Origin of the sequence: Klebsiella sp. X13 (genome assembly GCF_003323835.1) — a bacterium.
Classification (GTDB): domain Bacteria; phylum Pseudomonadota; class Gammaproteobacteria; order Enterobacterales; family Enterobacteriaceae; genus Klebsiella; species Klebsiella ornithinolytica.
The window spans coordinates 2,211,782-2,236,426 of the sequence record NZ_CP030874.1 but is presented as its reverse complement, the minus strand read 5'-3'; the positions used below and the strand labels follow the sequence as shown (position 1 = coordinate 2,236,426).

General features: G+C 55.5%; 23 protein-coding genes and 1 other RNA gene. 9 read left to right on the top strand and 15 right to left on the bottom strand.

Annotation, left to right across the window (positions count from 1 at the left end; translation table 11 throughout):
- Positions 1-5 precede the first annotated feature (5 nt).
- Together pykF and lpp are read left to right on the top strand one after the other, a co-directional pair.
- The gene (pykF, locus tag DSD31_RS10650) at positions 6-1,418 is read left to right on the top strand and encodes a pyruvate kinase PykF (RefSeq protein WP_015584114.1); all 1,413 of its coding nucleotides are present in this window, start codon (positions 6-8) and stop codon (positions 1,416-1,418) included.
- Between the two features lie 308 nt (positions 1,419-1,726).
- Positions 1,727-1,963: a murein lipoprotein Lpp gene (gene lpp / locus DSD31_RS10645; protein WP_001082307.1), complete on the top strand. Its 237-nt coding sequence runs from the start codon at positions 1,727-1,729 to the stop codon at positions 1,961-1,963.
- A gap of 71 nt (positions 1,964-2,034) precedes the next feature.
- On the opposite strand, the gene ldtE is transcribed toward lpp, so the two are convergent.
- From ldtE to sufA, 7 genes are all read right to left on the bottom strand, one after another.
- Complete coding sequence (gene ldtE, locus DSD31_RS10640; RefSeq protein ID WP_004863269.1) at positions 2,035-3,033, bottom strand: L,D-transpeptidase LdtE; 999 nt, start codon at positions 3,031-3,033, stop codon at positions 2,035-2,037.
- Positions 3,034-3,131: 98 nt separating this feature from the next.
- Positions 3,132-3,548, bottom strand: coding sequence for a cysteine desulfuration protein SufE (gene sufE, locus DSD31_RS10635; protein WP_004863272.1), 417 nt, complete (start codon positions 3,546-3,548; stop codon positions 3,132-3,134).
- 11 nt (positions 3,549-3,559) lie between these two features.
- Positions 3,560-4,780 carry a cysteine desulfurase SufS gene (gene sufS / locus DSD31_RS10630; RefSeq protein ID WP_015584113.1) on the bottom strand — a complete coding sequence of 407 codons (1,221 nt, stop codon included), beginning with the start codon at positions 4,778-4,780 and terminating at the stop codon, positions 3,560-3,562.
- On the bottom strand, positions 4,777-6,051 hold the full coding sequence (sufD, locus tag DSD31_RS10625) for a Fe-S cluster assembly protein SufD (RefSeq protein ID WP_015584112.1): 1,275 nt from the start codon (positions 6,049-6,051) through the stop codon (positions 4,777-4,779). The genes sufS and sufD overlap by 4 nt, the downstream gene beginning before the upstream one ends.
- The gene (gene sufC / locus DSD31_RS10620) at positions 6,026-6,772 is read right to left on the bottom strand and encodes a Fe-S cluster assembly ATPase SufC (RefSeq protein ID WP_004863281.1); all 747 of its coding nucleotides are present in this window, start codon (positions 6,770-6,772) and stop codon (positions 6,026-6,028) included. Before sufC ends, sufD begins: the two co-directional genes overlap by 26 nt.
- Before the next feature lie 31 nt (positions 6,773-6,803).
- On the bottom strand, positions 6,804-8,291 hold the full coding sequence (gene sufB / locus DSD31_RS10615; protein ID WP_004863284.1) for a Fe-S cluster assembly protein SufB: 1,488 nt from the start codon (positions 8,289-8,291) through the stop codon (positions 6,804-6,806).
- Between the two features lie 2 nt (positions 8,292-8,293).
- Positions 8,294-8,671, bottom strand: coding sequence for a Fe-S cluster assembly scaffold SufA (gene sufA / locus DSD31_RS10610; RefSeq protein ID WP_004863289.1), 378 nt, complete (start codon positions 8,669-8,671; stop codon positions 8,294-8,296).
- A gap of 767 nt (positions 8,672-9,438) precedes the next feature.
- Here sufA and DSD31_RS10600 point away from each other — a divergent pair.
- On the top strand, positions 9,439-9,756 hold the full coding sequence (locus DSD31_RS10600) for a hypothetical protein (RefSeq protein ID WP_004863292.1): 318 nt from the start codon (positions 9,439-9,441) through the stop codon (positions 9,754-9,756).
- A gap of 163 nt (positions 9,757-9,919) precedes the next feature.
- Here the strand turns inward: DSD31_RS10600 and DSD31_RS10595 are convergent, their stop codons facing one another.
- Entirely contained in the window at positions 9,920-10,168 is a 249-nt protein-coding gene (locus DSD31_RS10595; RefSeq protein WP_004863295.1) for a GlsB/YeaQ/YmgE family stress response membrane protein, read from the bottom strand.
- A gap of 166 nt (positions 10,169-10,334) precedes the next feature.
- Here DSD31_RS10595 and DSD31_RS10590 point away from each other — a divergent pair, with 166 nt between their 5' ends.
- Complete coding sequence (locus DSD31_RS10590; protein ID WP_004863298.1) at positions 10,335-10,523, top strand: YegP family protein; 189 nt, start codon at positions 10,335-10,337, stop codon at positions 10,521-10,523.
- Positions 10,524-10,599: 76 nt separating this feature from the next.
- Here the strand turns inward: DSD31_RS10590 and menI are convergent, their stop codons facing one another.
- Both menI and ydiJ read right to left on the bottom strand, forming a co-directional pair.
- On the bottom strand, positions 10,600-11,010 hold the full coding sequence (gene menI, locus DSD31_RS10585; RefSeq protein ID WP_004863303.1) for a 1,4-dihydroxy-2-naphthoyl-CoA hydrolase: 411 nt from the start codon (positions 11,008-11,010) through the stop codon (positions 10,600-10,602).
- Complete coding sequence (gene ydiJ, locus DSD31_RS10580) at positions 11,007-14,063, bottom strand: D-2-hydroxyglutarate dehydrogenase YdiJ (protein WP_004863306.1); 3,057 nt, start codon at positions 14,061-14,063, stop codon at positions 11,007-11,009. The genes menI and ydiJ overlap by 4 nt, the downstream gene beginning before the upstream one ends.
- Before the next feature lie 370 nt (positions 14,064-14,433).
- On the opposite strand from ydiJ, the gene ydiK reads away from it, so the two are divergent.
- Together ydiK and rprA are read left to right on the top strand one after the other, a co-directional pair.
- The gene (ydiK, locus tag DSD31_RS10575) at positions 14,434-15,558 is read left to right on the top strand and encodes an AI-2E family transporter YdiK (protein ID WP_044350647.1); all 1,125 of its coding nucleotides are present in this window, start codon (positions 14,434-14,436) and stop codon (positions 15,556-15,558) included.
- Between the two features lie 172 nt (positions 15,559-15,730).
- An RNA gene (gene rprA, locus DSD31_RS10570) (antisense sRNA RprA) lies at positions 15,731-15,838 on the top strand.
- 128 nt (positions 15,839-15,966) lie between these two features.
- Here rprA and ppsA read toward each other — a convergent pair.
- A complete protein-coding gene (ppsA, locus tag DSD31_RS10565; RefSeq protein WP_004863315.1) occupies positions 15,967-18,345 on the bottom strand; it encodes a phosphoenolpyruvate synthase in 2,379 nt (792 codons plus the stop codon).
- A gap of 340 nt (positions 18,346-18,685) precedes the next feature.
- Between ppsA and ppsR the strand changes: the two genes are divergently transcribed.
- The 3 genes from ppsR to hemP all read left to right on the top strand — a co-directional run bounded on the left by ppsR (position 18,686) and on the right by hemP (position 21,066).
- Positions 18,686-19,519 (top strand): posphoenolpyruvate synthetase regulatory kinase/phosphorylase PpsR, encoded by an 834-nt coding sequence (gene ppsR / locus DSD31_RS10560; RefSeq protein ID WP_004863318.1) that lies wholly within the window; start codon positions 18,686-18,688, stop codon positions 19,517-19,519.
- Positions 19,520-19,674: 155 nt separating this feature from the next.
- Positions 19,675-20,721 carry a 3-deoxy-7-phosphoheptulonate synthase AroH gene (gene aroH, locus DSD31_RS10555; RefSeq protein WP_004863320.1) on the top strand — a complete coding sequence of 349 codons (1,047 nt, stop codon included), beginning with the start codon at positions 19,675-19,677 and terminating at the stop codon, positions 20,719-20,721.
- Positions 20,722-20,886: 165 nt separating this feature from the next.
- A complete protein-coding gene (gene hemP / locus DSD31_RS10550) occupies positions 20,887-21,066 on the top strand; it encodes a hemin uptake protein HemP (protein WP_162661074.1) in 180 nt (59 codons plus the stop codon).
- Positions 21,067-21,107: 41 nt separating this feature from the next.
- On the opposite strand, the gene selO is transcribed toward hemP, so the two are convergent.
- From selO to DSD31_RS10530, 4 genes are all read right to left on the bottom strand, one after another.
- Positions 21,108-22,550 (bottom strand): protein adenylyltransferase SelO, encoded by a 1,443-nt coding sequence (selO, locus tag DSD31_RS10545; RefSeq protein WP_015584107.1) that lies wholly within the window; start codon positions 22,548-22,550, stop codon positions 21,108-21,110.
- 116 nt (positions 22,551-22,666) lie between these two features.
- A complete protein-coding gene (locus DSD31_RS10540; RefSeq protein WP_004863328.1) occupies positions 22,667-23,131 on the bottom strand; it encodes an NlpC/P60 family protein in 465 nt (154 codons plus the stop codon).
- An 81-nt stretch (positions 23,132-23,212) separates the two neighbouring features.
- Entirely contained in the window at positions 23,213-23,962 is a 750-nt protein-coding gene (gene btuD, locus DSD31_RS10535) for a vitamin B12 ABC transporter ATP-binding protein BtuD (RefSeq protein ID WP_044349600.1), read from the bottom strand.
- Positions 23,962-24,513, bottom strand: coding sequence for a glutathione peroxidase (locus DSD31_RS10530; protein ID WP_032717750.1), 552 nt, complete (start codon positions 24,511-24,513; stop codon positions 23,962-23,964). The genes btuD and DSD31_RS10530 overlap by 1 nt, the downstream gene beginning before the upstream one ends.
- Positions 24,514-24,645: the final 132 nt, after the last annotated feature.

Below are 24,645 nucleotides of genomic sequence, written 5' to 3'. Positions count from 1 at the left end.
CTTTCATGAAAAAGACCAAAATTGTTTGCACCATCGGTCCGAAAACCGAATCCGAAGAGATGCTGTCCAAAATGCTGGACGCGGGCATGAACGTCATGCGTCTGAACTTCTCTCACGGTGACTATGCTGAACACGGTCAACGCATCAAGAACCTGCGTAACGTGCTGAGCAAAACCGGTAAGACCGCGGCTATCCTGCTGGACACCAAAGGCCCGGAAATTCGCACCATCAAGCTGGAAGGCGGCAATGACGTCTCCCTGAAAGCCGGTCAGACTTTCACCTTCACTACCGATAAATCCGTCGTCGGCAACAACGAAATCGTCGCCGTGACCTATGAAGGTTTCACTACCGACCTGTCCGTCGGCAACACCGTTCTGGTCGACGATGGTCTGATCGGCATGGAAGTGACTGCCATTGAAGGTAAGAACGTCATCTGTAAAGTGCTGAACAACGGCGACCTGGGCGAAAACAAAGGCGTTAACCTGCCGGGTGTTTCTATTGCCCTGCCGGCGCTGGCGGAGAAAGATAAGCAGGACCTGATCTTCGGTTGCGAGCAAGGCGTTGATTTTGTTGCTGCTTCCTTTATCCGTAAGCGTTCTGACGTCGTCGAAATCCGCGAGCATCTGAAAGCGCACGGCGGCGAAAACATCCAGATCATCTCCAAAATTGAAAACCAGGAAGGCCTGAACAACTTCGACGAGATCCTCGAAGCGTCTGACGGCATCATGGTTGCTCGTGGCGACATGGGCGTTGAAATCCCGGTTGAAGAAGTTATCTTCGCCCAGAAAATGATCATCGAAAAATGTATCCGCGCGCGTAAAGTGGTTATCACCGCCACCCAGATGCTGGATTCCATGATCAAAAACCCGCGTCCGACCCGCGCAGAAGCCGGTGACGTTGCGAACGCCATCCTCGACGGTACCGATGCGGTTATGCTGTCTGGCGAATCCGCCAAAGGGAAATACCCGCTGGAAGCGGTCACCATCATGGCTACCATCTGCGAACGTACCGACCGCGTGATGACCAGCCGTCTGGAATTCAACAACGACAACCGTAAACTGCGCATCACCGAAGCCGTGTGCCGTGGTGCGGTAGAAACGGCAGAAAAACTGGAAGCTCCGCTGATTGTTGTCGCGACCCAGGGCGGTAAATCTGCGCGCGCCGTGCGTAAATACTTCCCGGACGCCACCATTCTGGCGCTGACCACCAACGAAACCACTGCTCGTCAGCTGGTGCTGACCAAAGGCGTGGTGCCGCAGCTGGTTGACCAGCTCTCCTCTACCGATGATTTCTACATCCTGGGTAAAGAACTGGCGCTGCAGAGCGGCCTGGCGCGTAAAGGCGACGTGGTTGTTATGGTCTCTGGTGCGCTGGTCCCGAGCGGAACCACCAATACAGCCTCCGTACACGTGCTGTAATAATTTACAGGTTAATTCGTTTTTTAAAGGCGCCTCTTCGAGGCGCTTTTTTTTATTCAATCACTAGCTACTCTTAATAAAAATGCAAATCGGAATTTACTATTTAATAAGAGATTATCTAAGATGAATCCGATGGAAGCGTGCTGTTTTCACAAAGATTTTTAAACTAATCTGCCAAATTCGATGTTTCTTTGAGCGAACGATCAAAAATAAGCGTATTACCGTAAAAAAATATTCTCATCCCAAAAAAGTTTGTGTAATACTTGTAACGCTACATGGAGATTAACTCAATCTAGAGGGTATTAATAATGAATCGTACTAAACTGGTACTGGGCGCGGTAATCCTGGGTTCTACTCTGCTGGCTGGTTGCTCCAGCAATGCTAAAATCGATCAGCTGTCTTCTGACGTTCAGACTCTGAACGCTAAAGTTGACCAGCTGAGCAACGACGTGAACGCAATGCGTTCTGACGTCCAGGCTGCTAAAGACGACGCAGCACGCGCTAACCAGCGTCTGGACAACCAGGCTACTAAATACCGTAAGTAATAGTACCTGTGTAATAAAAATGGCGCACATTGTGCGCCATTTTTTTGTCCTCTCTCCCCTTCCGCCTCGCGCTACTGCACTCTTTTCGCTTCGTCCATCGCGCCATTCTGCACAGACATCGTCGATAGCGCTGCGCCGCTCGCCGCCTCATTGCCCGTGGAGACGACCACCGGATAGCCCGCACGTCGGGACAGCGCTTTCTTAAGCTGCGCATCGTCTACGGTCTTATCTCCGGCAAACTGATGGAAGGCCGCTGGCAGCGTGTGCGGGATCGTACGGGTGTCGCCCGCTTCATCCTGCGTCAGAGGCCGATGCACTTCGACATAGCGTTTACCGTCCGGCTCAATCGCAAATTTCACCGGCTGGTTGATAACGCGAACCGGCGTCCCCGTTTTTACCTGACTAAACAGCGCCTGGATGTCCGCGGCGTTCATGCGCATACAGCCCGAGCTGACCCGCAGGCCAACGCTATCCGGCGCGCTGGTACCGTGGATAAGGTACTCGCCGTTGCCGTACGCCAGACGCAGCGCATAGCGCCCTAACGGGTTGTTCGGCCCGGCCGGCACCACGGGCGGCAGCTTGATGCCCTTCTCCAGCGAACGCGCGCGGATGCCCGCTGTCGGCGTCCAGGTCGGATTGGGGATCTTCTGCCCGACGCGCGTGGTCATCTCCGGCGTCTCCAGCCCTTGCTGACCAATACCCAGCGGATAAACCTGAACCTGGTTCTCTCCCGGCGGGAAGTAGTACAGCCGCAGTTCCGCCAGGTTCACAACGATACCTTCCCGGGGCACATCCGGCAGCAGCATCTGTGAAGGAATTAATACCTGAGTCCCGGGTTTCGGCTCCACCGGTGCGAGGGTGTCGTTAGCTTCGAGAATCAGCATCGCCGCCGTGTCGAAATGGCGGGCAATCGCCTGCAGATTGCGATCCCCTTCCTGTACCGTCCACCATTGATTCTGGCCAATGAGCCGACTGTTCGCCGGGGGAAGTGGGTAATCTACCGCCCAGGCGCCGTGTGAGACGCTAAGGGCTGTCAGAAGCGCTACGGTGATAAGAGATGCGCGTTTCATACTGAGATTCCTTCTTTCGCTGATAAAACGCCAGGATCTGCCGTCGGGCCGGCATCATCTCCGGCCTGACGTAACAGAATGAAATCTACCTGTTTATTCTAGCTAAGATTTGCGGCTTTCGCGCGAATTGCGCGAATCATGGCTTCCAGGCCCTGAGATCGCGAAGGGGTAAGATGCTGGGTCAGCGCCATTTTTTCAAACCACGGCCGTACGTCAAAGTCGGTGATATCCTTGGCCGTCATCTGGTCGTAGAGGATAAAGACCACGGCAATCAGCCCTTTGACAATCGCCGCATCGCTATCGCCGCGCAGCGACAGCCCTCCGTTTTCGCCTTGTTCTACCACGATCCACACCTGGCTCTGGCAGCCCTGAATGATGTTTTGCGCGGTATGCTCTTCGGCGCTCAGCGGCGCCAGCCGCTGGCCGAGTTCGATAATATAGAGGTACTTCTCTTCCCAGTTCGCGCAACGACTAAAGTTGCGCAGCAGTTTGTCTTTATCCGGTAATGCCGCCATGATTGCTTCCTTTAGCCCAATAGCGTGTGGATGCGCTGTAGTCCTGCGACCAGGCGATCCACCTCTTCCGTGGTATTGTACATCGCCAACGAAGCCCGACACATGGCCGGTACGTTGTAAAACGCCATTAGCGGCATCGCGCAATGGTGGCCGGTGCGGATGGCAATACCGTAATTATCCAGGAAGCTGCCCACGTCGTAGGCATGATGTGCGCCAAGGTTAAAGGCAATCACCCCCAGGCGCTCGTCAGGGCCATAGAGGGTCAAATCCGGCACCGCCTTCAGCGCCTGCAAAGCGTAGCGCATGAGCGTCTGTTCATATTCGCCAATGTGCGCCAGCCCCAGCGCGCTGACATACTCCAGCGCGGCGCCGAAGCCGATAATCCCGCCGGTATTGGGCGTGCCCGCCTCGAAGCGCCACGGCGCTTTCGCCCAGGTCGTCCCTTCGGTCAGACTGACGGTGGCAATCATCGACCCGCCCCCTTCCCACGGCGGCATCTCCTGCAGCAGCGCCTCTTTGACATACAGAATGCCAATCCCGGTCGGGCCGTACAGCTTGTGGCCGGAGAAAACATAAAAATCGCAGTCCAGCGCCTGCACATCCACCGCGTGGTGCATCACCGCCTGCGCCCCGTCCACCAGCACTTTCGCTCCATGCTGGCGGGCGAGCGGAATCAAGGCCGCCAGCGGGTTCTCCGTCCCCAGCACGTTGGAGACCTGGGTAATGGCCAGCAGGCGGGTCCGCTCATCAAACAGCGCCGGAATGGCATCCAGCTGCAGGGTGCCGTCCGGAGTGAGCGGGATAACCCGCAGCTCGGCGCCCACCCGGGCACAGAGCATCTGCCAGGGGACGATGTTCGCGTGGTGCTCCATGGCGCTGATGATGATGTTATCGCCGGCGCCGACGTTGGCATTCCCCCAGCTATTGGCCACCAGATTGATCCCTTCGGTGGTCCCCCGGACGAAGACCAGCTCTTCCGCTGAGCGGGCATTCAGGAACCTCGCCGCCTGCTGACGTACCTGTTCCATCCGCGCCGTCGCCTCTGCGCTCAGCGTATGGATACCGCGATGGACGGCGGCATAGCCGTGGCGATAAAACTCCGCCTCGGCGCGAATCACCGCCTCTGGTTTTTGCGCGCTGGCGGCGCTGTCGAGATAGACCAGCGGCTGACCGTTGACCTCCCGGCTAAGCAACGGAAAATCCGCGCGTATCCGTTCAACAGAAAATGTCATGCTTTTTCTCCCGGTAGACGTTGGCCAATACGCGCCAGAATCTGCGCCCTGAGCGTCTCATCGCCAATCGCCTCCGTCAGCTCGGCGGCGAAAGCGTACAGGATCATATGCTGCGCCGCCCGGTAGGGAATGCCGCGAGAACGAAGATAGAACAGCTGTTCGTTGTCGATGCGCCCGATGGTGGCGCCGTGGCTACACTTGACGTCGTCGGCATAAATTTCCAGCTGCGGTCTGGTGTCCACTTCAGCCAGGCGCCCCAGCAGCAAATTATTGTTGGTCATCTGACCGTCGGTTTTAATCGCGTGCTTCGCGACATTAATCAGACCGTTAAACACCGCCCGCCCTTTATCGCTGACGATGGTCTTATGCAGCTGGCGGCTATTACAGTAGCCAACGCGATGATCGAGCCAGGTTCGGCTGTCGCAGACCTCATTGTTGACTGGCATCGCCAGGGAGTTGATCCGTAGGGTGCTGTTCTCCCCCAGCAGCTGGGTACTGGTGCGGTGATGCAATACCGCGCCGCCAAGCAGGAAGCTACTGCTGAAGGCCGAAGCGTCGCGGCCCAGCGCGAGATCGTTGTGGGCAAAATGGTTGCTCTGCGCATTTTCGAACGCCAGTTTGATATGCTGCAGATGGGCATTATCCGCCACCGACATCGTCAGACGCGCGCCGGTAAAGTGGCGCTGTTCATCCAGGCTCAGATAGTGCTCGATAATCGTCGCCTCGGCGCCGCTCTCCAGCTCAAGATGATGGCGATAGTGCGCGGTGTTCAGGTCGTCGCCCGTTCCTCCACGCGTCACATGCATCAGCAGCAGCGGCTTAGCGGGCCGCTGATGGCGTTTTACGCGGATTCGCGTCACCGTCTGAGCAAGGCTCTCCGTGAGATGCAGGAACACTTCCGGCTGCACCGCGTCAGGCAATCCCTGACGATCGTCCGCCACGCTGACGTCGTAGCCGCTGCCGGCCAGGTTGTCGCTTAACGTCTCGCTGAACTGCCCGTCGATGAACACCAGCCGCCAGGCATCCACCGACAGCGCCCGTTGATCGCGCTCTGTTGCCGTTAAGGCACCCGGTGGAAGCGCGACAAAAGTGCCTTTGTTCAGTGTATCCAGCGGCGTATATTTCCAGTCTTCATGTTTGCGCGTCGGCAGACCGAGGCGCAGGACCTGCTGGAGATGCCGGCGGGCTTCAGGCGTTCGCCTTTCACCCAGCGCCTCAAACAGATGATGCCACTGCTGCAGCGCGTTACTGCTGTTCGGTAAGCCAGCCATAGCCCTGCTCCTCCAGTTGTTTGACCAGGGTAAAATCGCCGGATTTGACGATTCTCCCCTGATAGAGCACATGGACGTAATCAGGCTTGATATAGTCGAGAATACGCTGATAGTGGGTGACGATAATAAATGCGCGCTTGCCGTCGCGCAGCGCGTTGACGCCGTCAGAGACGATCTTCAGGGCGTCAATATCCAGCCCGGAATCCGATTCATCAAGAATGCACAGGTCCGGCTCCAGCACGGCCATTTGCAGGATATCGTTGCGCTTCTTTTCACCGCCGGAGAAGCCCACGTTCACCGAACGGGTCAGCAAATCCTCCGGCATCTTCAGCAGCTTAATTTTCTCTTCCATCAGATCCTGGAAATCGAAACGGTCTAACTCTTCCTGGCCGCGATAGTCGCGCACCGAATTCAGCGCGGTCTGCAGGAAGAACTGGTTGCTGACGCCGGGAATCTCTACCGGGTACTGGAAGGCCATAAAAATGCCTTCACCGGCGCGGTCTTCCGGCGCCAGGCTGAGCAAATCTTTGCCTTTGAACTCCACGCTACCGCCGACGACCTCATAGTCCTCGCGCCCGGCAAGCGTTGCAGAAAGCGTGCTTTTGCCGGAGCCGTTCGGCCCCATAATGGCGTGCACTTCGCCAGGGCGGATTTCCAGATTCAATCCGCGCAGGATCTCTTTGTCTTCAACGGCGACCTGCAAGTTTTTGATACTTAACATCTCATTTCCCTTAATTCGTAAAGCCTGGCGCTTAGCCGACGCTGTGTTCCAGACTGATAGCCAGCAGTTTTTGCGCTTCGACGGCAAACTCCAGCGGCAGCTCCGAGAAGACATCTTTACAGAAGCCGTTGACGATCATCGAGATGGCATTGTCTTCGCTGATGCCGCGCTGCAGGCAGTAGAACAACTGGTCTTCGCCGATCCGCGAAGTGGTGGCTTCGTGCTCCAGCTGCGCGCTGTCGTTGCGACACTCCACGTACGGGAAAGTGTGCGCCCCGCAGTCCGGCCCAATCAGCATCGAGTCACATTGGGTGAAGTTACGCGCGTTAGTAGCCGTCGGCATAATTTTGACCAGCCCACGGTAGCTGTTCTGGCTTTTCCCGGCGGAGATCCCTTTCGAGATAATCGTCGAGCGGGTGTTTTTGCCGATGTGGATCATCTTGGTGCCGGTGTCTGCCTGCTGGTGCCCGCTGGTCAGCGCCACGGAGAAAAATTCGCCGATGGAGTTATCGCCGCGCAGAATGCAGCTCGGATACTTCCAGGTGATGGCGGACCCCGTTTCTGACTGCGTCCATGACATCTTGCTGTTTTCACCTTCGCACAGCGCGCGTTTGGTGACGAAATTCAAAATCCCGCCGGTGTTGTTATCTCCGGGGAACCAGTTCTGCACCGTGGAATATTTAACCTCGGCATCTTTGTGAATAATCACCTCGACCACCGCCGCATGCAGCTGATAGCTGTCGCGCACCGGGGCAGAACACCCTTCGATATAGCTGACATAGCTGCCTTCATCGGCCACCAGAATGGTACGTTCGAACTGGCCGGTTTTTTCCGCATTAATGCGGAAATAGGTCGACAGCTCCATCGGGCAGCGCACTCCTTTTGGCACGTAGATAAAGGTGCCGTCAGAAGCTACCGCCGCGTTGAGGGCGGCAAAAAAGTTGTCATTCCCCGGCACCACGGTGCCAAGATATTGCTTCACCAGCTCCGGGTGGTCGTGGATCGCTTCACCAAACGAACAGAAAATAATCCCCTGCTCCGCCAGTTTTTCCCGGTAGGTTGTCGCTACCGAGACGGAGTCGAAAATCGCATCAACCGCGACTTCACGCCCTTCGCGTACCGGCACGCCCAGCAGGTTAAAGGCCTCTTCGACTTCCTGAGTCAGATAGGCGCCGGGGCCGGTTTGCTGCACCGCACCAGGCTCAGAAGCGCAGGTGTCGTCGCAGTTACCGCAGGACGGCGCCGAGTAATAGCTGTAATCCTGGTAGTTGAGCTTTTCATAATGCGCTTTCAACCAGTGCGGCTCCTCCATCTCCAGCCAGGCGTGAAATGCCTTTAGCCGGAATTCGAGCATCCACTCGGGCTCGTTGCGGCGGGCGGAAATGGCGCGCACCACCTCTTCGTTGATGCCTTTCGCCAGCTCATCGGTCTTTAAGCGGGTAAAAAAGCCTTCTTTATAATTGAGCGGCCCGTCGGACCAGGTTTTGACATCGTCAGTTGCTTCAGTATTACGAGACATAGTTACTCCGCCTGAACCCCAAAGCTTTCGCCGCAGCCACATTCGTGCTGTGCTTTCGGGTTATGAAACTTAAAGATTTCATTTAATCCTTCCCGAACATAATCCAGCTCCGTCCCATCGATAAACGGCATAGCCTGCAGCGGTGCCCAGAGTTTCGCCCCGTCGCGCTCAAACAGCAGGTCGTCTTCTGCCGGCTCGGCAATCAGCTCGAGTACGTAACCAAACCCGGCGCAGCCGCTGGTTTTGATCCCCAGACGCAACCCCTGCTTATCGGGCTGTTGACTCACCAGATCGCGAATATGGGCGGCTGCCGCCGGGGTCATCATCAGACCCCGCCAGCTAAATTCATCGGGATTGAAGGTTCCTGTATCTAATTCCATCGCTCTACCTCATTGGTTAGCGCCATAAGGGCATACGACCATGTTAATGATAACGATTATCACTTCAACCCAGCCGGAGAAGGGATATTCCCCTTGCGAACCCTTTTATCTCGCTTTTTATAAGCATAGACCCTCCCCCGCAGGTTATCAGGTGACTATTTTGTAATTTAATATATTGATAAATAATAAGTTATTTAGTGTTTTGCGGAGGTATGGCGGGCAATGGGAAAGGTGCATCGGAAATACCTATTTTTGAAATCGAAAAGAGTCCATTCAGCATCCGTAGCACTTACTGTCAAATCAATAGCTTGTTATTTGTACCGGACGATGACAAGGCACTATCGGATCTACCCCTTTAGCATTATCTATAACCATCCTTCTGGATGGCTATTTGTTATCCGGTAAAGCGAAGCGGTTATCATGTTAAATTCGGACAAAAACCAGGAATAAAGGTTTTTTCTCTACTGGTAAATTGATGTACAATTCCCGCCTAAATTTCCTACAGTTTTCGGCCCTGTGTCGGAGGCACTGCTTACCTGGAGTTTGTCCGTACAGGATGATAGATATCAGTATTATGTCGATGTGCATGGTGGTACTGCTGGTGATGAGCGTACTGCTGAACTAAGCCAGCCACAAACCCTGCCTGCCACGCCGGAGCTTCACATTCGTTATGAAATGAGGAGTTTTGGAGGATTCGCCCGCCGTGGGATTGTTCGTCAATGACCTTGCCTCTAAGATTCCAGCCACATTCCAACGAGGTAACGAAGATGAAAGGAACAATCATTGCTCTGTTAGCCACCGCGTCAATTGTCGCGGCCAGTGCATTTGCGGCAGATAAAAATGACGGCCCTGCTCCCGCCGGTAATAATGCCGGACAGCCGGTGATGGACATGCCGCAAGGGCGTGGTCCAATGCCTATGCCTCTGCCGCCATTCCCGCCGAGAAAACCGGTATTATTCTCTGCAACGGTTGCCACCGATAACCCGGTTGAGACCATTAATAAACTGACCGCGCTGATCCCGACAGGTAGCGCGAAACATTATGAAGTGCGCGTGGAAGTCGTTCCCGCTCCCGATATGCCCTGAGTTATCCTGGGGTCATATACCGGTAGCCTTGAGCGGCTGATGTCAGCCTCATAAAAAAAGCTGCCAGTGAACGTGGCAGCTTTTATTTTGCGTCTTCTTTCGTGCTCAATATCTATATCCTCACCACCGACGGCAATGAGGATGCGGGTATGATGACGGTATATTAACTCTTAATCTTTCTGTAGATAAACAGTACCACTAATGCACCAATTACCGCCACGACAAAGCTGCCAAAATTAAAGCCGTCGACCTTGCCGAAGCCAAAGAACGTACTGATCCAACCACCTACAACCGCACCAATGACACCCAGAACGATAGTGACGATAAACCCGCCGCCGTCTTTGCCTGGCATAATCCACTTAGCCAAAATACCGGCAATAAGACCAAAAATGATCCAGGAAATGATACCCATAGTTAACTCCGTCCTCTTGGTTACACATAAGTATTTCGTACTTAAAATAGTAGCATAAGTAGCGTGAACAATTCATGAATTATATTTTTAGCGCCGATAGCTTGCTGTATAAGCCGCGATGGTCTACATATCATGATGTCGATGCTAATGCGCAAAGGAGTTAACAATGGGCTATTACGTTATTAAAAAATCCGAGAAAAGCGTTTCCCAGCCATGGTATTTCCTGCTAAAAGCGGATAACCATGAAACCATCGCCACCAGTGAAATGTATTCCTCGAAGGAGGCGGCGAAAAAAGGAATTGCCTCGGTGCAGAAGAATGGTCCCAGCGAAACGATTAAGGATGAAACACAATAAAATCTGCTGAATATATGGGGGAAATATATTCCCCCATATATTTGGACAAGTAGAATCTCAGCCCGCGGTAGCTATCTCAGACTACCGCCGTGGTCAGGCGCGAAGAGCAGCACAGGCGCCCCTGTTCATCGAAGATTTCAATCTGCCACACCTGATGGCGCGATCCGACATGCAGCGCTTTACAGACGCCTCTGACCCGGCCACCGCGCACCGAGCGAATGTGGTTGGCATTGACCTCCAGCCCTACCACCTTTTGCTCGCCTTCACTGCACAAATAGCCGGCAACCGAGCCCAGCGTTTCCGCCAGTACCACCGATGCTCCGCCATGTAGCAGACCAAACGGCTGGTGCGTGCGGCTATCCACCGGCATGGTGGCTTCGATGGTCTCATCGGTGAAGCTATCAAAATGAATATCCAGCAGCCCGACCATATTGCCTTCGCCCATGCGGTTAAGCTGTTCCAGCGTTGTCTGACGTTTCCAAATCATCCAATAATCTCCAGCAGCGCCTGCAGCGGATGACGAACACCGCTGCCTTCAATGCGCTTCACCTGACTGCGACAGGAATATCCGGTCACCAGGCACCGGTTGCGCGGTAAACGCTGGATCGCCTGTTGCCAGGAAAGCGCGTAGATATCCAGCGAGTTGGCGTGGTTTTTTACCTCATGACCGTAGGTTCCGGCCATCCCACAACAGCCCACGCTGACGTTTTCCAGTTTCGCGCCAAAGCGCGCAAAAATCTCGGCCCACTGCTTCGGCGCCGCGGGCAGCGCCGTGACTTCCGTACAGTGACCAAACAGATACCACGCTTCGCCGCCATTCTCCTGCTCGCGAGCTTCCGGCAACGCCTGTGGCAGCCACTCGTGCACCAGCATCACGCGGAAATCGCCGCGTTTGTCCCCCAGAACCTGGTTGTACTCATCGCGATAGCACAGCACCAGCGCCGGATCGACGCCAACCATCGGCATCCCCAGCTGCGCCACACGGTTGAGAAAATCTGCGGTTTTCTGCGCCGTACGCGCAAAGCGCGTGAGGAACCCTTTGATATGCTGCGCCTTGCCGTTTGGCGAGAACGGCAGCAGTACCGGCTGGTAGCCCACTTTTTCAACCAGGCGCACAAAATCGGCCACCACCTGCGCGTCGTAATAGCTGGTGAACGGATCCTGCACCACCAGCACCATTTTAGCTTTCTGCTCAGCGCTGAGCGTTTCCAGCTGCTCCAGCGTCATGTTTGCCGAGCGATGTCCCACCATCCTCTGCTTCAGCGACGGCGTCGAGAGCAGCGGCAGATCCACCATCCCGATGTGCTTTTCTGACAGCTTGCGCATCCACGGCTGGTTAATAAAGAAGTTAAACGTCTTCGGCGCCTGAGCCATCAGCGGCGCATAGGATTCCACCGTTGCCACCAGATGATCGCGAACCGGCCGCAAATAGCGGCTGTGGTAAAGCTGCAGGAAGCGCGAGCGGAATTCCGGCACATCGATTTTAATCGGGCATTGGGTAGAGCACGCTTTACAGGCCAGACAGCCGGACATCGCCTCTTTGACCTCATGGGAGAAGTCATATTCCCCCTTGCGCGCGTGCCAGCTGTTGCGGGTCCGCGCCACCAGCGTACGCAGGCTGGCGCGTTTTTCCGGCAGATCTTTTTCCAGCTGATTGGGATCGATGCCGCGATCCGCCAGCAGGCGCAGCCACTCGCGCACCAGCGTTGCGCGCCCTTTCGGCGAGTGGATACGATGATTGCTGACCTTCATCGACGGGCACATCGGGCTTTTAACATCAAAGTTAAAGCACAGGCCGTTACCGTTACACTCCATCGCGCCACGCCATGCGCTGCGCACCGCAATCGGAATCTGCCGATCCCAGGTGCCGCGCTTCACGGCATCCACTTTCATCATCGGCGCATCTACGCCTTCCGGCGGACAGATTTTCCCCGGATTAAGACGGTTGTGCGGATCGAACGCCGCTTTGACTTTTCGCAGCTCGCCATAAAGTTCTTCGCCAAAGAATGCCGGACTGTACTCGGCGCGGAAGCCTTTGCCGTGTTCCCCCCACAGCAGGCCGCCATATTTGGCGGTCAGCGCCACGACCTCGTCGGAAATTTGTTTCATCAGCACTTCTTGCTGCGGATCGCACATATCCAGCGCCGGACGCACGTGCAGAACGCCGGCGTCTACGTGGCCAAACATGCCGTAGCTCAGGCCGTGGCTGTCGAGCAGCGCACGAAACTCAACGATGTAATCGGCCAGATGTTCCGGCGGCACGCAGGTATCTTCCGCAAAGGGAATCGGCTTGGCGGCACCTTTGGCATTCCCCAGCAGCCCCACCGCTTTTTTACGCATCGCGTAGATGCGCTCAACGCCGTCCAGTTCGTTACAGACCTGCCAACCGATGACGCCCGCTTCGCTGGCGGCAATCAGCTCATCAAGGCGCTGACACAGCGTGGTCACCTGGTTGTCGATAAGCGCCGCGTCATCGCCGGCAAATTCGACGATATTCAGCCCCAGCATCTCTTTATCCGGGACATCGGTAATCAGCTCACTGACCGAATGCCAGACGATATCTTCGCGCGCCAGGTTAAGGACTTTTGAATCGACGGTTTCCACCGACAGCGCTTTCGCCTCGACCATAAACGGCGCGTTGCGCAGCGCGGAATCAAACGAATCGTATTTGATATTCACCAGACGGCGAACTTTCGGCAGACGGGTAATATCGAGACGCGCTTCGGTGATAAAGGCCAGCGTCCCTTCCGAACCGGTGAGAATACGGGTCAGATCGAACTCGCTCATGTCATCATTAAAGACGTGGCGCAGATCATATCCGGTCAGGAAGCGGTTAAGTTTTGGAAATTTATCGATAATGAGCTGACGTTGCGCTTTGCAACGCTGATATACCGTTCGGTAAATCCGCCCAATCGCCGACTGTTCCCGGCTCAGTGTCTCCGCCAGAGCGACGGGCATCGCCTGGGTATCGAGAATATCGCCGCCCATCAGCACCGAACGAACGCCGAGAACATGGTCTGAAGTTTTGCCATAAACCAATGACCCCTGGCCGGAGGCATCGGTATTGATCATCCCGCCCAGAGTGGCGCGGTTGCTGGTGGAAAGCTCCGGGGCAAAAAAGTAACCGTACGGCTTAAGATACTGGTTCAGCTGATCTTTAATTACGCCTGCTTCGACACGAACCCATCCCTCTTCCGGGTTGATTTCGAGTATGCGGTTCATATGGCGGGACATATCGACGATAATTCCCGCATTCAGCGACTGGCCGTTGGTGCCGGTGCCGCCCCCGCGCGGGGTAAAGACCAGCGATTTGAAGCGATCTTCGGCGGCAAGCCGCGCCAGCAGGACGACATCGGCCGTCGAGCGGGGAAATAAAATGGCATCCGGCAACAGTTGATAAACGCTGTTATCTGTCGCCATCGTTAGCCTGTCGGCATAGCTAGTGGCGGTATCGCCGGTAAATCCTTGTTGCTCCAGTACCTGCAAAAAAGTCAATACCAGTTGAACGACGCCTGGTGCTTGAGAAATTTGTGGGATCATAATGCTTGACCCTGCCTGACTATGTTGTGTTGTAGTGATGTCATCCTTCAGACTGCCTCTTGTTGGCGCATTTGCTGCCGAATCCTTGCGTGAAGCTGACCCTTGCGGGCAATGTAAACCACGTCCACCACGGCGGGCAAAAATAGCCTGAGAGCCGGGAGTCTGTCGCCGACTCGATGCGTCCGGATGATTTTGTCTATGGATAACTAAACGATTGCGTGGCGCAGTCAACTTTTTATCACATTTTTTTCATATGCGCCCACGAGATTTATGTGCAAAATCAGGCCCGTGAAATTATTGATATTATTATCAGTATATGGATTTACGCGGCGTCAGCATTTTGACGCGACTGGAAAGGTAAAATTTCTCTATGATTAACGATCGCCAACCCCGGGATATACCGCAAATACTGCTGTCGGTACTGTTCTTATCCCTGATAATTATCTCCTGCCTGTGGGTGGTGCAACCCTTTATTCTGTCCTTCGCCTGGGCTGGCACCGTCGTCATCGCCACCTGGCCCGTTCTGCTGCGTCTGCAGCGTTTGCTGTTCGGTAAACGCGCCCTCGCCGTGCTGGTCATGACCGTGCTGCTGTTTTTACTGTTCGTCATCCCGATTGCGCTGCTGGTGAATAGCCTGGTAGATAACAGCATTCCGCTGATAAAACTTATCTCCACCGGGAATGTCACGCTGCCGGATTTCGCCTGGCTCAATAGCGTTCCGCTGATTGGCGACAAGCTCTACGCGGCCTGGCACGGTCTGCTGGATATGGGCGGTGCGGCCATTATGGCCAAAATCCGTCCCTATATCGGCACCACCACGACCTGGTTCGTCGGTCAGGCGGCGCATATCGGCAAACTGCTGGTCTATTGCGGGCTGATGCTGTTGTTCAGCGCCCTGCTGTACTGGCAGGGTGAGAAAGTCGCCTATGGATTCCGTTACTTCGCAACGCGTCTGGCGGCAAAACGCGGCGATGCGGCGGTCCTGCTGGCCGGTCAGGCCATTCGCGCCGTGGCGCTGGGCGTGGTGGTGACTGCGCTGGTTCAGGCGGTGCTCGGAGGGATTGGTCTGGCGATTAGCGGCGTCCCTTACGCCGCGCTGCTGACCGTGGTCATGATCTTCACCTGTCTGGTACAGCTGGGGCCATTGCTTGTCTTGATCCCCTCGATTATCTGGCTCTACTGGAGCGGAGATACCACCTGGGGCACGGTGCTGCTGGTATGGAGCTGCGTGGTGGGGACCATGGATAACGTTATCCGCCCGGTGCTGATTCGTATGGGCGCCGACCTGCCGATGATCCTGATTCTCTCCGGCGTTATCGGCGGGTTGATCGCCTTCGGAATGATTGGCCTGTTTATCGGTCCGGTGCTGCTCGCCGTCTCCTGGCGCCTGTTTGATGCCTGGCTGCAGGAGGTGCCGCCGCCGCCGAAAGATCCCGATCAGGTACTGGCGGAACTTGAAGCGTTAAACGTCAGTAATATCAACAGCGAAAAGTAAAAAATTAAGGCGGGGAAACCCGCCTTAATCATAAGAAAAACTGATAAAAATAATACCGTTCTCCCCCACTATTCCCTCTCTCATGTTACGCAATCGACATATTCTTCACAGCTGTTTAACTATTGAGATGAATCCGATCGACGCCAAAAAAGGCTGTGTCTACTATTAGGGCACGGTTATAGATCAACACCTTGATTTATAAGCATGGAAATCCCCTGAGTGAAACAACGAATTGCTGTGTGTAGTCTTTGCCCATCTCCCACGATGGGCTTTTTTTTACCTGGTTCCGCTAGCTGCCCGCTATTTTTTCTTGTTTGCCCATACGGCTGTCAATAGCGGTCGCCAGACGCTGAAAATAAAAAATCCCCGCCATTGCTGACGGGGATTGGGGGAATGTAAAGCGAGGGCTTACTTATTCAGTTCAGCCAGACCAAGCCAGGTCTGCACCACGGTATCCGGGTTCAGAGACAGACTATCAATCCCTTCTTCCATCAGCCATGCGGCAAAATCTTCGTGGTCAGAAGGCCCCTGGCCGCAAATACCGACGTATTTTCCCTGCTTCTTCGCCGCGCGAATCGCCATCGACAGCAGCGCTTTCACCGCGTCATTACGTTCATCAAACAGCTCAGAAACCACGCCGGAGTCACGATCGAGGCCAAGCGTCAGCTGAGTCATATCGTTTGAACCGATAGAGAAGCCGTCAAAGTACTCGAGGAACTGTTCGGCCAGCAGCGCATTCGATGGAATTTCACACATCATAATGATTTTCAGACCGTTTTCGCCACGCTTGAGTCCCTGGCGCGCCAGCTCTTCTACCACCGCTTTCGCCTGGGCGACGGTGCGGACAAACGGCACCATGATTTCGACGTTGCTCAGCCCCATCTCATTGCGCACACGCTTCACCGCTTCGCACTCCAGCGCGAAGCAATCGCGGAAGCTGTCTGAGACGTAGCGACCGGCACCGCGGAAGCCGAGCATCGGGTTCTCCTCTTCCGGCTCATAACGCTCGCCGCCCACCAGGTTGGCGTATTCGTTAGATTTGAAGTCGGACAGACGCACGATTACCCGCTTCGGATAGAACGCCGCGCCGAGAGTCGCAATCCCTTCGGTCAGACGACCGACGTAAAACTCTCTCGGGGAATCGTAACCTTTCATCAACTCGCGGATTTCGTTCTGCAGCGCCGGCTCCTGGTCGTCAAACTCCAGCAGCGCGCGCGGGTGAACGCCAATCATACGGTTGATGATGAACTCCAGACGCGCCAGACCAACGCCTTCGTTCGGCAGACAAGCGAAATCAAATGCGCGATCCGGGTTACCGACGTTCATCATGATTTTCAGCGGCAGATCGGGCATTTCCCCCACGCTTGAGCTCTTAATGCTGAAATCCAGCAGCTCGGCGTAGACGTAGCCGGTATCGCCTTCGGCACAGGAGACGGTTACATTCTGGTTTTCCTGAATGCGATCGGTCGCGTCACCGCAGCCAACGACCGCCGGAATCCCCAGCTCGCGGGCAATAATTGCCGCGTGGCAGGTACGACCGCCGCGGTTGGTGACGATCGCCGAGGCTTTCTTCATGATCGGTTCCCAGTCCGGGTCGGTCATGTCGGTCACCAGGACATCGCCCGGCTCAATCCGGTTCATTTCACTGATATCGTGAATCACTTTTACCGGGCCAGCACCGATGCGATGACCGATAGCGCGGCCTTCAGCCACAATCTGTCCTTGCGCATGCAGGGTATAGCGTTCCATCACCTGGCCGCGCGAGCGGACGGTCTCTGGACGGGCCTGGACGATGAACAGCTCACCGGTGTGGCCATCTTTCGCCCATTCGATATCCATCGGACGGCCGTAGTGCTTCTCAATCTGTACCGCCTGCTTCGCCAGCTCCTGCACTTCCTCGTTGGTTAACGAGAAAATATCGCGCTGCGCCTGCGGAACGTCTTCGATACGCACCTGCTTGCCGTGTTCCTGGGTCGGGGCATAAATCATGCGGATCTTCTTCGACCCCATGGTGCGACGCACGATGGCCGGACGACCCGCCGCCAGCGTCGGTTTATGCACATAGAACTCATCCGGGTTAACCGCGCCCTGCACCACCATTTCCCCGAGGCCCCAGGCGGAGGTAATAAATACCACCTGGTCAAAGCCGGACTCGGTATCAATGGAGAACATGACGCCGGATGAGGCAAGGTCGGAACGCACCATCCTTTGTACCCCGGCGGATAGCGCCACGCCGCGGTGGTCATAACCCTGATGCACGCGATAGGAGATCGCGCGATCGTTAAACAGCGAAGCAAACACGTGCTTCACCGCGACGAGCACGGCATCGAAGCCCTGCACGTTGAGGAATGTCTCTTGCTGCCCGGCGAAGGAGGCATCCGGCATATCTTCCGCCGTGGCGGAGGAACGGACGGCAAAGGAGGCCTCGGCATTATCCGCGGACAGCTGTGTATAGGCATCACGAATGGCGTCTTCCAGTTCGCTCTGGAACGGCGTATCAATGATCCACTGACGGATCTGAGCGCCCGCTTTCGCTAATGCGGAAACGTCGTCAATGTCGGTTTCATCCAGCAGTTCATAAATGCGCTGGTTTACACCGCTTTGGTCCAGGAACTGATTGAAGGCATCAGCGGTGGTGGCAAAGCCGTTCGGTACGGAAACACCCATACCGGACAGATTCGTAATCATTTCACCAAGGGAGGCATTTTTGCCCCCAACTCTGTCTACATCATTCATGCCGAGTTGGTTATACCAAAGCACCAGCGGTGACGAGCCATTGTTGGACATCGAGACAATCCTTTTGTGATTTAATACCAGTGATAAAAAACTCACGATCAACTACGGGATTTATCCTGACATATTTATGCGGCTGAAAAAAACGGTGAATCGTTCAAGCAAATTATTTTTCATTTTTTAGGATACTTTTCCCGATATAGCTAACCCAATGATTCTGCTGAAATCTGCTGCAATAAGATACAAAACGCCGGCAAAATCGAAAACTGAACCGACCTTTTCATTAAAAATAAAAATACCGTTTCATTTTAAAAGTGAGACAAAGCCTAAAGGGATATGCTTAAATTTAATTTCTGCTTTCAGATAATTAAACTCATTATACCGGATGGTCAAAATGGAAAGTGCTGTAGATCGCCACGTATTTTATATTTCTGACGGTACCGCCATTACGGCCGAAGTACTGGGGCATGCGGTGATGTCGCAATTCCCGGTCGCGATCAGCAGTTTTACGCTGCCGTTCGTCGAAAATATCAGCCGCGCGCGGGCAGTAAAGGAACAAATTGACGCCATCTATCAGCAGACCGGCATCCGCCCGCTGGTGTTCTACTCCATCGTTATCCCTGAAATTCGCGATATTATTTTGCAAAGTGAGGGGTTTTGTCAGGATATCGTGCAGGCCCTGGTGGCTCCGCTTCAGCAGGAACTGCGGCTCGACCCGACGCCCATCGCGCATCGCACCCACGGCCTGACGCCGGGTAACCTCAACAAATACGATGCACGTATTGCGGCAATTGATTACACCCTCGCCCATGACGACGGGATCTCGCTGCGTAATCTCGATCAGGCACAGGTCATTTTGCTGGGCGTCTCGCGCTGCGGCAAAACCCCGACCAGTCTTTACCTGGCGATGCAGTACGGTATCCGCGCGGCAAACTACCCGTTTATCGCCGACGATATGGACAACCTGATCCTCCCGGCTTCGCTTAAACCCTTACAACATAAGCTGTTCGGTTTAACCATTAATCCGGAACGGCTGGCCGCGATCCGCGAAGAACGCCGTGAAAACAGCCGCTATGCATCGATGCGCCAGTGTCGCATGGAGGTGACCGAGGTGGAGGCCCTGTATCGCAAGAATAAAATTCCGTGCCTGAATAGCACCAATTATTCTGTTGAAGAAATTGCGACTAAAATCATGGACATCATGGGGCTGAATCGAAGAATGTACTAACGAACTAGTGCATTGGAGAAAATTTGTTTATGCTATCGCCCGTGGCCTATACAGGATCATGACCTGCCCTTGCAATAAGCAGAGATTGGTTTATCGTGATGCGCATCACTTCCCGGCATTTTCGCCGCGGAAGAAACAGATTTTTTGAGACTCCAATGAATAAAACAGACGAATTGCGTACCGCGCGCATTGAAAGCCTGGTGACGCCCGCGGAACTGGCGCAGCGGCATCCCGTGTCTGCCGACGTTGCGGCGCACGTTGCCGCTTCCCGCCGCCGGATTGAAAAGATCCTCAACGGTGAAGATCGCCGCCTGCTGGTGATTATCGGACCGTGCTCCATTCATGATACCGACGCGGCGATGGACTACGCGCGCCGCCTGCAGGGGATGCGTGAACGCTACCAGCCGCAGCTGGAAATCGTCATGCGTACCTACTTTGAAAAACCGCGTACCGTTGTTGGCTGGAAAGGGTTAATTTCGGATCCTGACCTTAACGGCAGCTATCGAGTGAATCACGGTCTTGAGCTGGCACGTCGGCTGCTGCTGCAGGTCAACGAGCTGGGGGTCCCCACCGCCACCGAATTTCTCGATATGGTGACCGGACAGTTTATTGCCGACCTGATAAGCTGGGGCGCTATCGGCGCGCGTACCACCGAAAGCCAGATCCACCGGGAAATGGCCTCCGCGCTCTCCTGCCCGGTCGGCTTCAAAAACGGTACCGATGGTAATACCCGTATTGCCGTCGATGCCATCCGTGCCTCCCGCGCCAGCCATATGTTCCTGTCGCCGGATAAACAGGGGCAGATGACCATCTATCAGACCAGCGGCAACCCGTACGGCCATATCATCATGCGCGGCGGTAAACAGCCGAATTATCATGCTGAAGATATCGCCGCCGCCTGCGATGCGCTGCGTGAATTTGATCTGCCGGAACAGCTGGTGGTTGATTTCAGCCACGGCAACTGCCAGAAGCAGCACCGTCGTCAGCTGGAGGTGTGTGCCGATATCTGCCAGCAGATTCGCGCCGGCTCCACTTCGATTGCCGGCATCATGGCCGAAAGCTTCCTGCAGGAAGGCACGCAGAAGGTGGTTGCCGGGCAGCCGCTGACGCGGGGCCAGTCCATTACCGATCCTTGCCTGAGCTGGGAAGACAGCGAACGTTTGCTAGCCGAACTGGCCGCGGCAACCGCAACCCGCCTGTAGTCCCTGCCCCCGCCACGCCATGGTGGGGGAGATTCTTTCCGCGCAGTCTGGCGCAGCCTCCCCCCAAAAAACAGGGTTTTCGCAAATAACGCTTGCCGTGAAAATTAACATTATTGATAATGATTATCATTGTTTCTTTTATTTTTATTTGGTGCTATGACGCGTATGGATAACACTGCCACAGCAGAAAAAACAAAAGACAATGCCCCTTACCCCATTCCCACGGACCGTAAGATCAACAGCCGCTCCTTACTCGGCGCTGAAGGCCGGGTGGTGATTGAGCATGGTGGCCAGCGCTATTTACTGCGCCAGACCCATGCGGGGAAACTGATTCTGACTAAATAGACCTTCTCCGCCCGCGAGCACAGAGAAGGTCCGGGGTAACATCAGCTGGAGCAACTCACTTCCAGACGCCTTCCCCAGTCGGGCGGACGATTGATATACTCATCGTCCCGGTCTGCAAACGGCTGGCTTAATACCTCATGCAGACGCGCCAGTTCGCTCATATCCCCTTGCTCCGCCTGCTCAATGGCCCGCTGTGCCAGCCAGTTTCGTAACACCAGCGCCGGGTTGACGCTCTGCATCTGTTGCTGGCGTTGCGCATCGTCGATCGGCTCATCGCGCAGGCGCGCGCGATAGCCTGCAAACCAGCTATCGAAGGCCGCGCGATCGATGAACTCATCGCGCAGCGGCGATGCCGCGCTGTGTTGTTCACTCACGCTCAGCATCCGGAAAGTCCGGGTGTAATCGCTGCCTTCCCGTATCATCAGCGCGAACAGCCCATCCAGCAGGTCGTTATCACCTTTCTGCTGGGTGAACAGACCCAGCTTATCGCGCATCCGGCGGCCGTATACCGTCAGCAAAGCATGCTGGTAGTCATCCAGCGCGGCATTAAGCGCATCCACCGCAATAAACGGCGACAGCGACTGCGCGAGACGTTGTAAATTCCACAGGCCAACCGCCGGCTGGTTTTCAAAGCTGTAGCGGCCCTGATAATCGGAGTGGTTGCAGATAAAATCGGGTTTGAAGTCGTCCAGGAAGCCGTAGGGGCCGTAGTCCATCGTCAGCCCAAGAATCGACATGTTATCGGTATTCATCACCCCATGGGCGAAGCCAACCGTCTGCCAGCTGGCGATCAGCGTCGCCGTCCGCGTGACAACGTCACGGAACCATAGAACATATTTATCAGCGTCATCAACCAGCTCCGGCCAATGATGACGAATCACGTAGTCGGCCAGCTGCTGTACCTTTTCCGGCTCACGGCGATAATAAAAATGTTCGAAATGGCCAAAGCGCACGTGGCTTTCGGCCAGACGCATCAACATCGCGCCGCTTTCCAGCGTTTCGCGTTGCACGGGGGTATCGCTGGTGACCATGGCGAGCGCGCGCGTCGTCGGGATCCCCAGCGCATGCATGGCCTCCGAGGCCAGACTTTCGCGGATCGTGGAACGCAGCACCGCCCGCCCGTCGCCCATTCGCGAATAGGGCGTCAGTCCGGCGCCTTTAAGATGCCAGTCGAGACGACGGCCGTCCGACAGCTGCTGTTCAGCAAGCAAAATCCCCCGGCCATCGCCAAGCTGGCCGGCCCAGGCGCCAAACTGATGGCCGCTGTAGACCTGCGCCAGCGGCGACATGCCCGGCAGCAGCGTTTCGCCTCCCCACACGCCGGCGCCCTGCGCCGGATGAAACAGCGCCTCGGGAATGCCCAGGGTTTGCGCCAGCGGCGCATTGTGCCAGATAAGTCGGGCATTTTTCAGCGGAGTGGGCGCTAAAGGGGTATAGAAATCCGGCAGTTCATCACGCCAGTGGGTAGTAAAAGACAGGGTCATGGTTCCTCCTCTCTCCAGTGTAGTGCCTTCAACAAGGTATTAACACGGGAGAAACGCAGGGTTATCGACATAAAAAAAGGGAAGCCAGTGCTTCCCCTTCGCCACGACGTCCGTCGCTATATCCTGCGGGCCTGCCAGAACTTCTTATTCCAGTAGACGTTATCCAGGGAGGAACGCGTCACGCCCTGGCTGGTCGATGCATGGATAAACTGATTGTCGGTATCGTAGATGCCCACATGCAGACCGCTGTCGCCGGACCCGGTTTTGAAAAAGACCAGATCCCCCGGCAACAACTCACTTTTATCAATTTTAGTGCCAATCTCTGCCTGATCGCGAGTTTCACGCGGCAGCTGTAGGGCAAACTTATCGCGGAAGGTCATGAGGACAAATCCGGAACAATCGACCCCGCGCGGAGACATACCGCCATAGCGATACGGCGCGCCCCGCCAGTTGCGCAGCTGCTCGTTCAGGTTCGCGATAACGGTAATGGAATCTGCAAGCCGCGGATTCGGCGGCGGCGCCCGGTGGCTGCTGCAGCCAGCCAGAAATAGCGCCGTCAATAAAATGAACCACAAACGCATCTCAGACGATTCCTCTGTTCCTTATCAATTCGTCAGGATAATTTAGCTGGTTTATCAATGCACTGGCAAGGTTGCTTCGTGCTAGTGTGACGCAACGAGCATAAAATGACCGGCAACCGCGATGCGCTGAAAAGGAATCGCATAGGCCGCGGTTAAGTTTTCTTCGGTTAACACTGCCGATGTCTCACCGCAGGCAATGGCCTGCCCCCGGCAGATAAGCCAGGATTGATGGGCGTGTCGCAGGGTATGGTTAAGATCGTGACTGCTCATCACTACCGCCACGCCCGCCTCGCACAGTTCACCCAGAACGCGATCCAGCGCCGCCTGCTGCGCCACGTCCAGACTGTTCATCGGTTCATCCAGCACCAGCAGCTGCCCCGCCGGATTCGCCAGCGGATGAACCTGCAGAATGACCGCCGCCAGGCGTACGCGCTGCCACTCGCCGCCAGAAATATGATTCACCTGGCGCCCGAGCTTATCGCTCAGGCCCAGCTTATCGGCAACGCTGGCGAGCAGTTCGCTTTGCCCGCCATTTTGCAGATGCAACGACAGATAGTGCCACACCGGCATGGCAAAAGGCGGCATCTGGTGCTGGCTCAGGTAGGCCCGGTGACGCGCCAGCTCCTGTGCCGACCACTGGCCCAGTTTACGTTCGTTAAGAATAACGTCTCCGGGCCCCGCAGTCAGACCGGCCATTCGCATCAGCAGCGTGCTTTTGCCTGCGCCGTTTGGCCCTACCAGATGGACCATTTCACCCGGACGCACCTGGGCGCTAAACGGCGCCAGACGCCCCGCTTCTTTGACATTCCGCAGCTGCATCAGAAACGGCATTATTTCGCTAACGCCCCTTTAATGGCGGCAACCAGCAGCGGATCGTCCGGGGTCATATCCGGCGAGAAGCGCTGGATAACCTGGCCATCTTTGCCCAGCAGGAATTTTTCGAAATTCCACAAAATGTCGCCGACGTTTGCCGGCGCACGGCCTTTGCTTGCCATACGCTCGTAGAAACCGCTGCCTTCTGGCGCCACGGCCTGCGGCGCGGCCTCAACCAGTTTCTGGTACAGCGGATGACGATGTTCACCGTTGACGTCTACCTTGCTGAACAGCGGGAAAGTGACGCCATAGGTCGTACTACAAAACGTCTTAATCTCCTCTTCGCTCCCTGGCTCCTGGCCCAGGAACTGATTGCAAGGGAAGCCAAGCACGGTAAACCCATCGTGCCCGAGCTCTTTTTGCAATGTCTCCAGCTGCTCATACTGCGGCGTGAGACCACATTTTGAGGCCACGTTCACAATCAGCAGAACGCGACCCGCATAGTCCGCCAGCGTCGTTTTTTGACCATCAATCGTGGTGACTTCAGTATTCAGAATATCGTGTTGCATAGCCTTCCCTCCGTCCATAAAACGGGTTTCTGATTTAAGGTGATCCCTATCTACTGTAGCGGATTCACGGGCGCTCATTGTACGTCTAATCGGCGGCCAGGAATACCGCACCGTACGCGCCGCTAACATGAA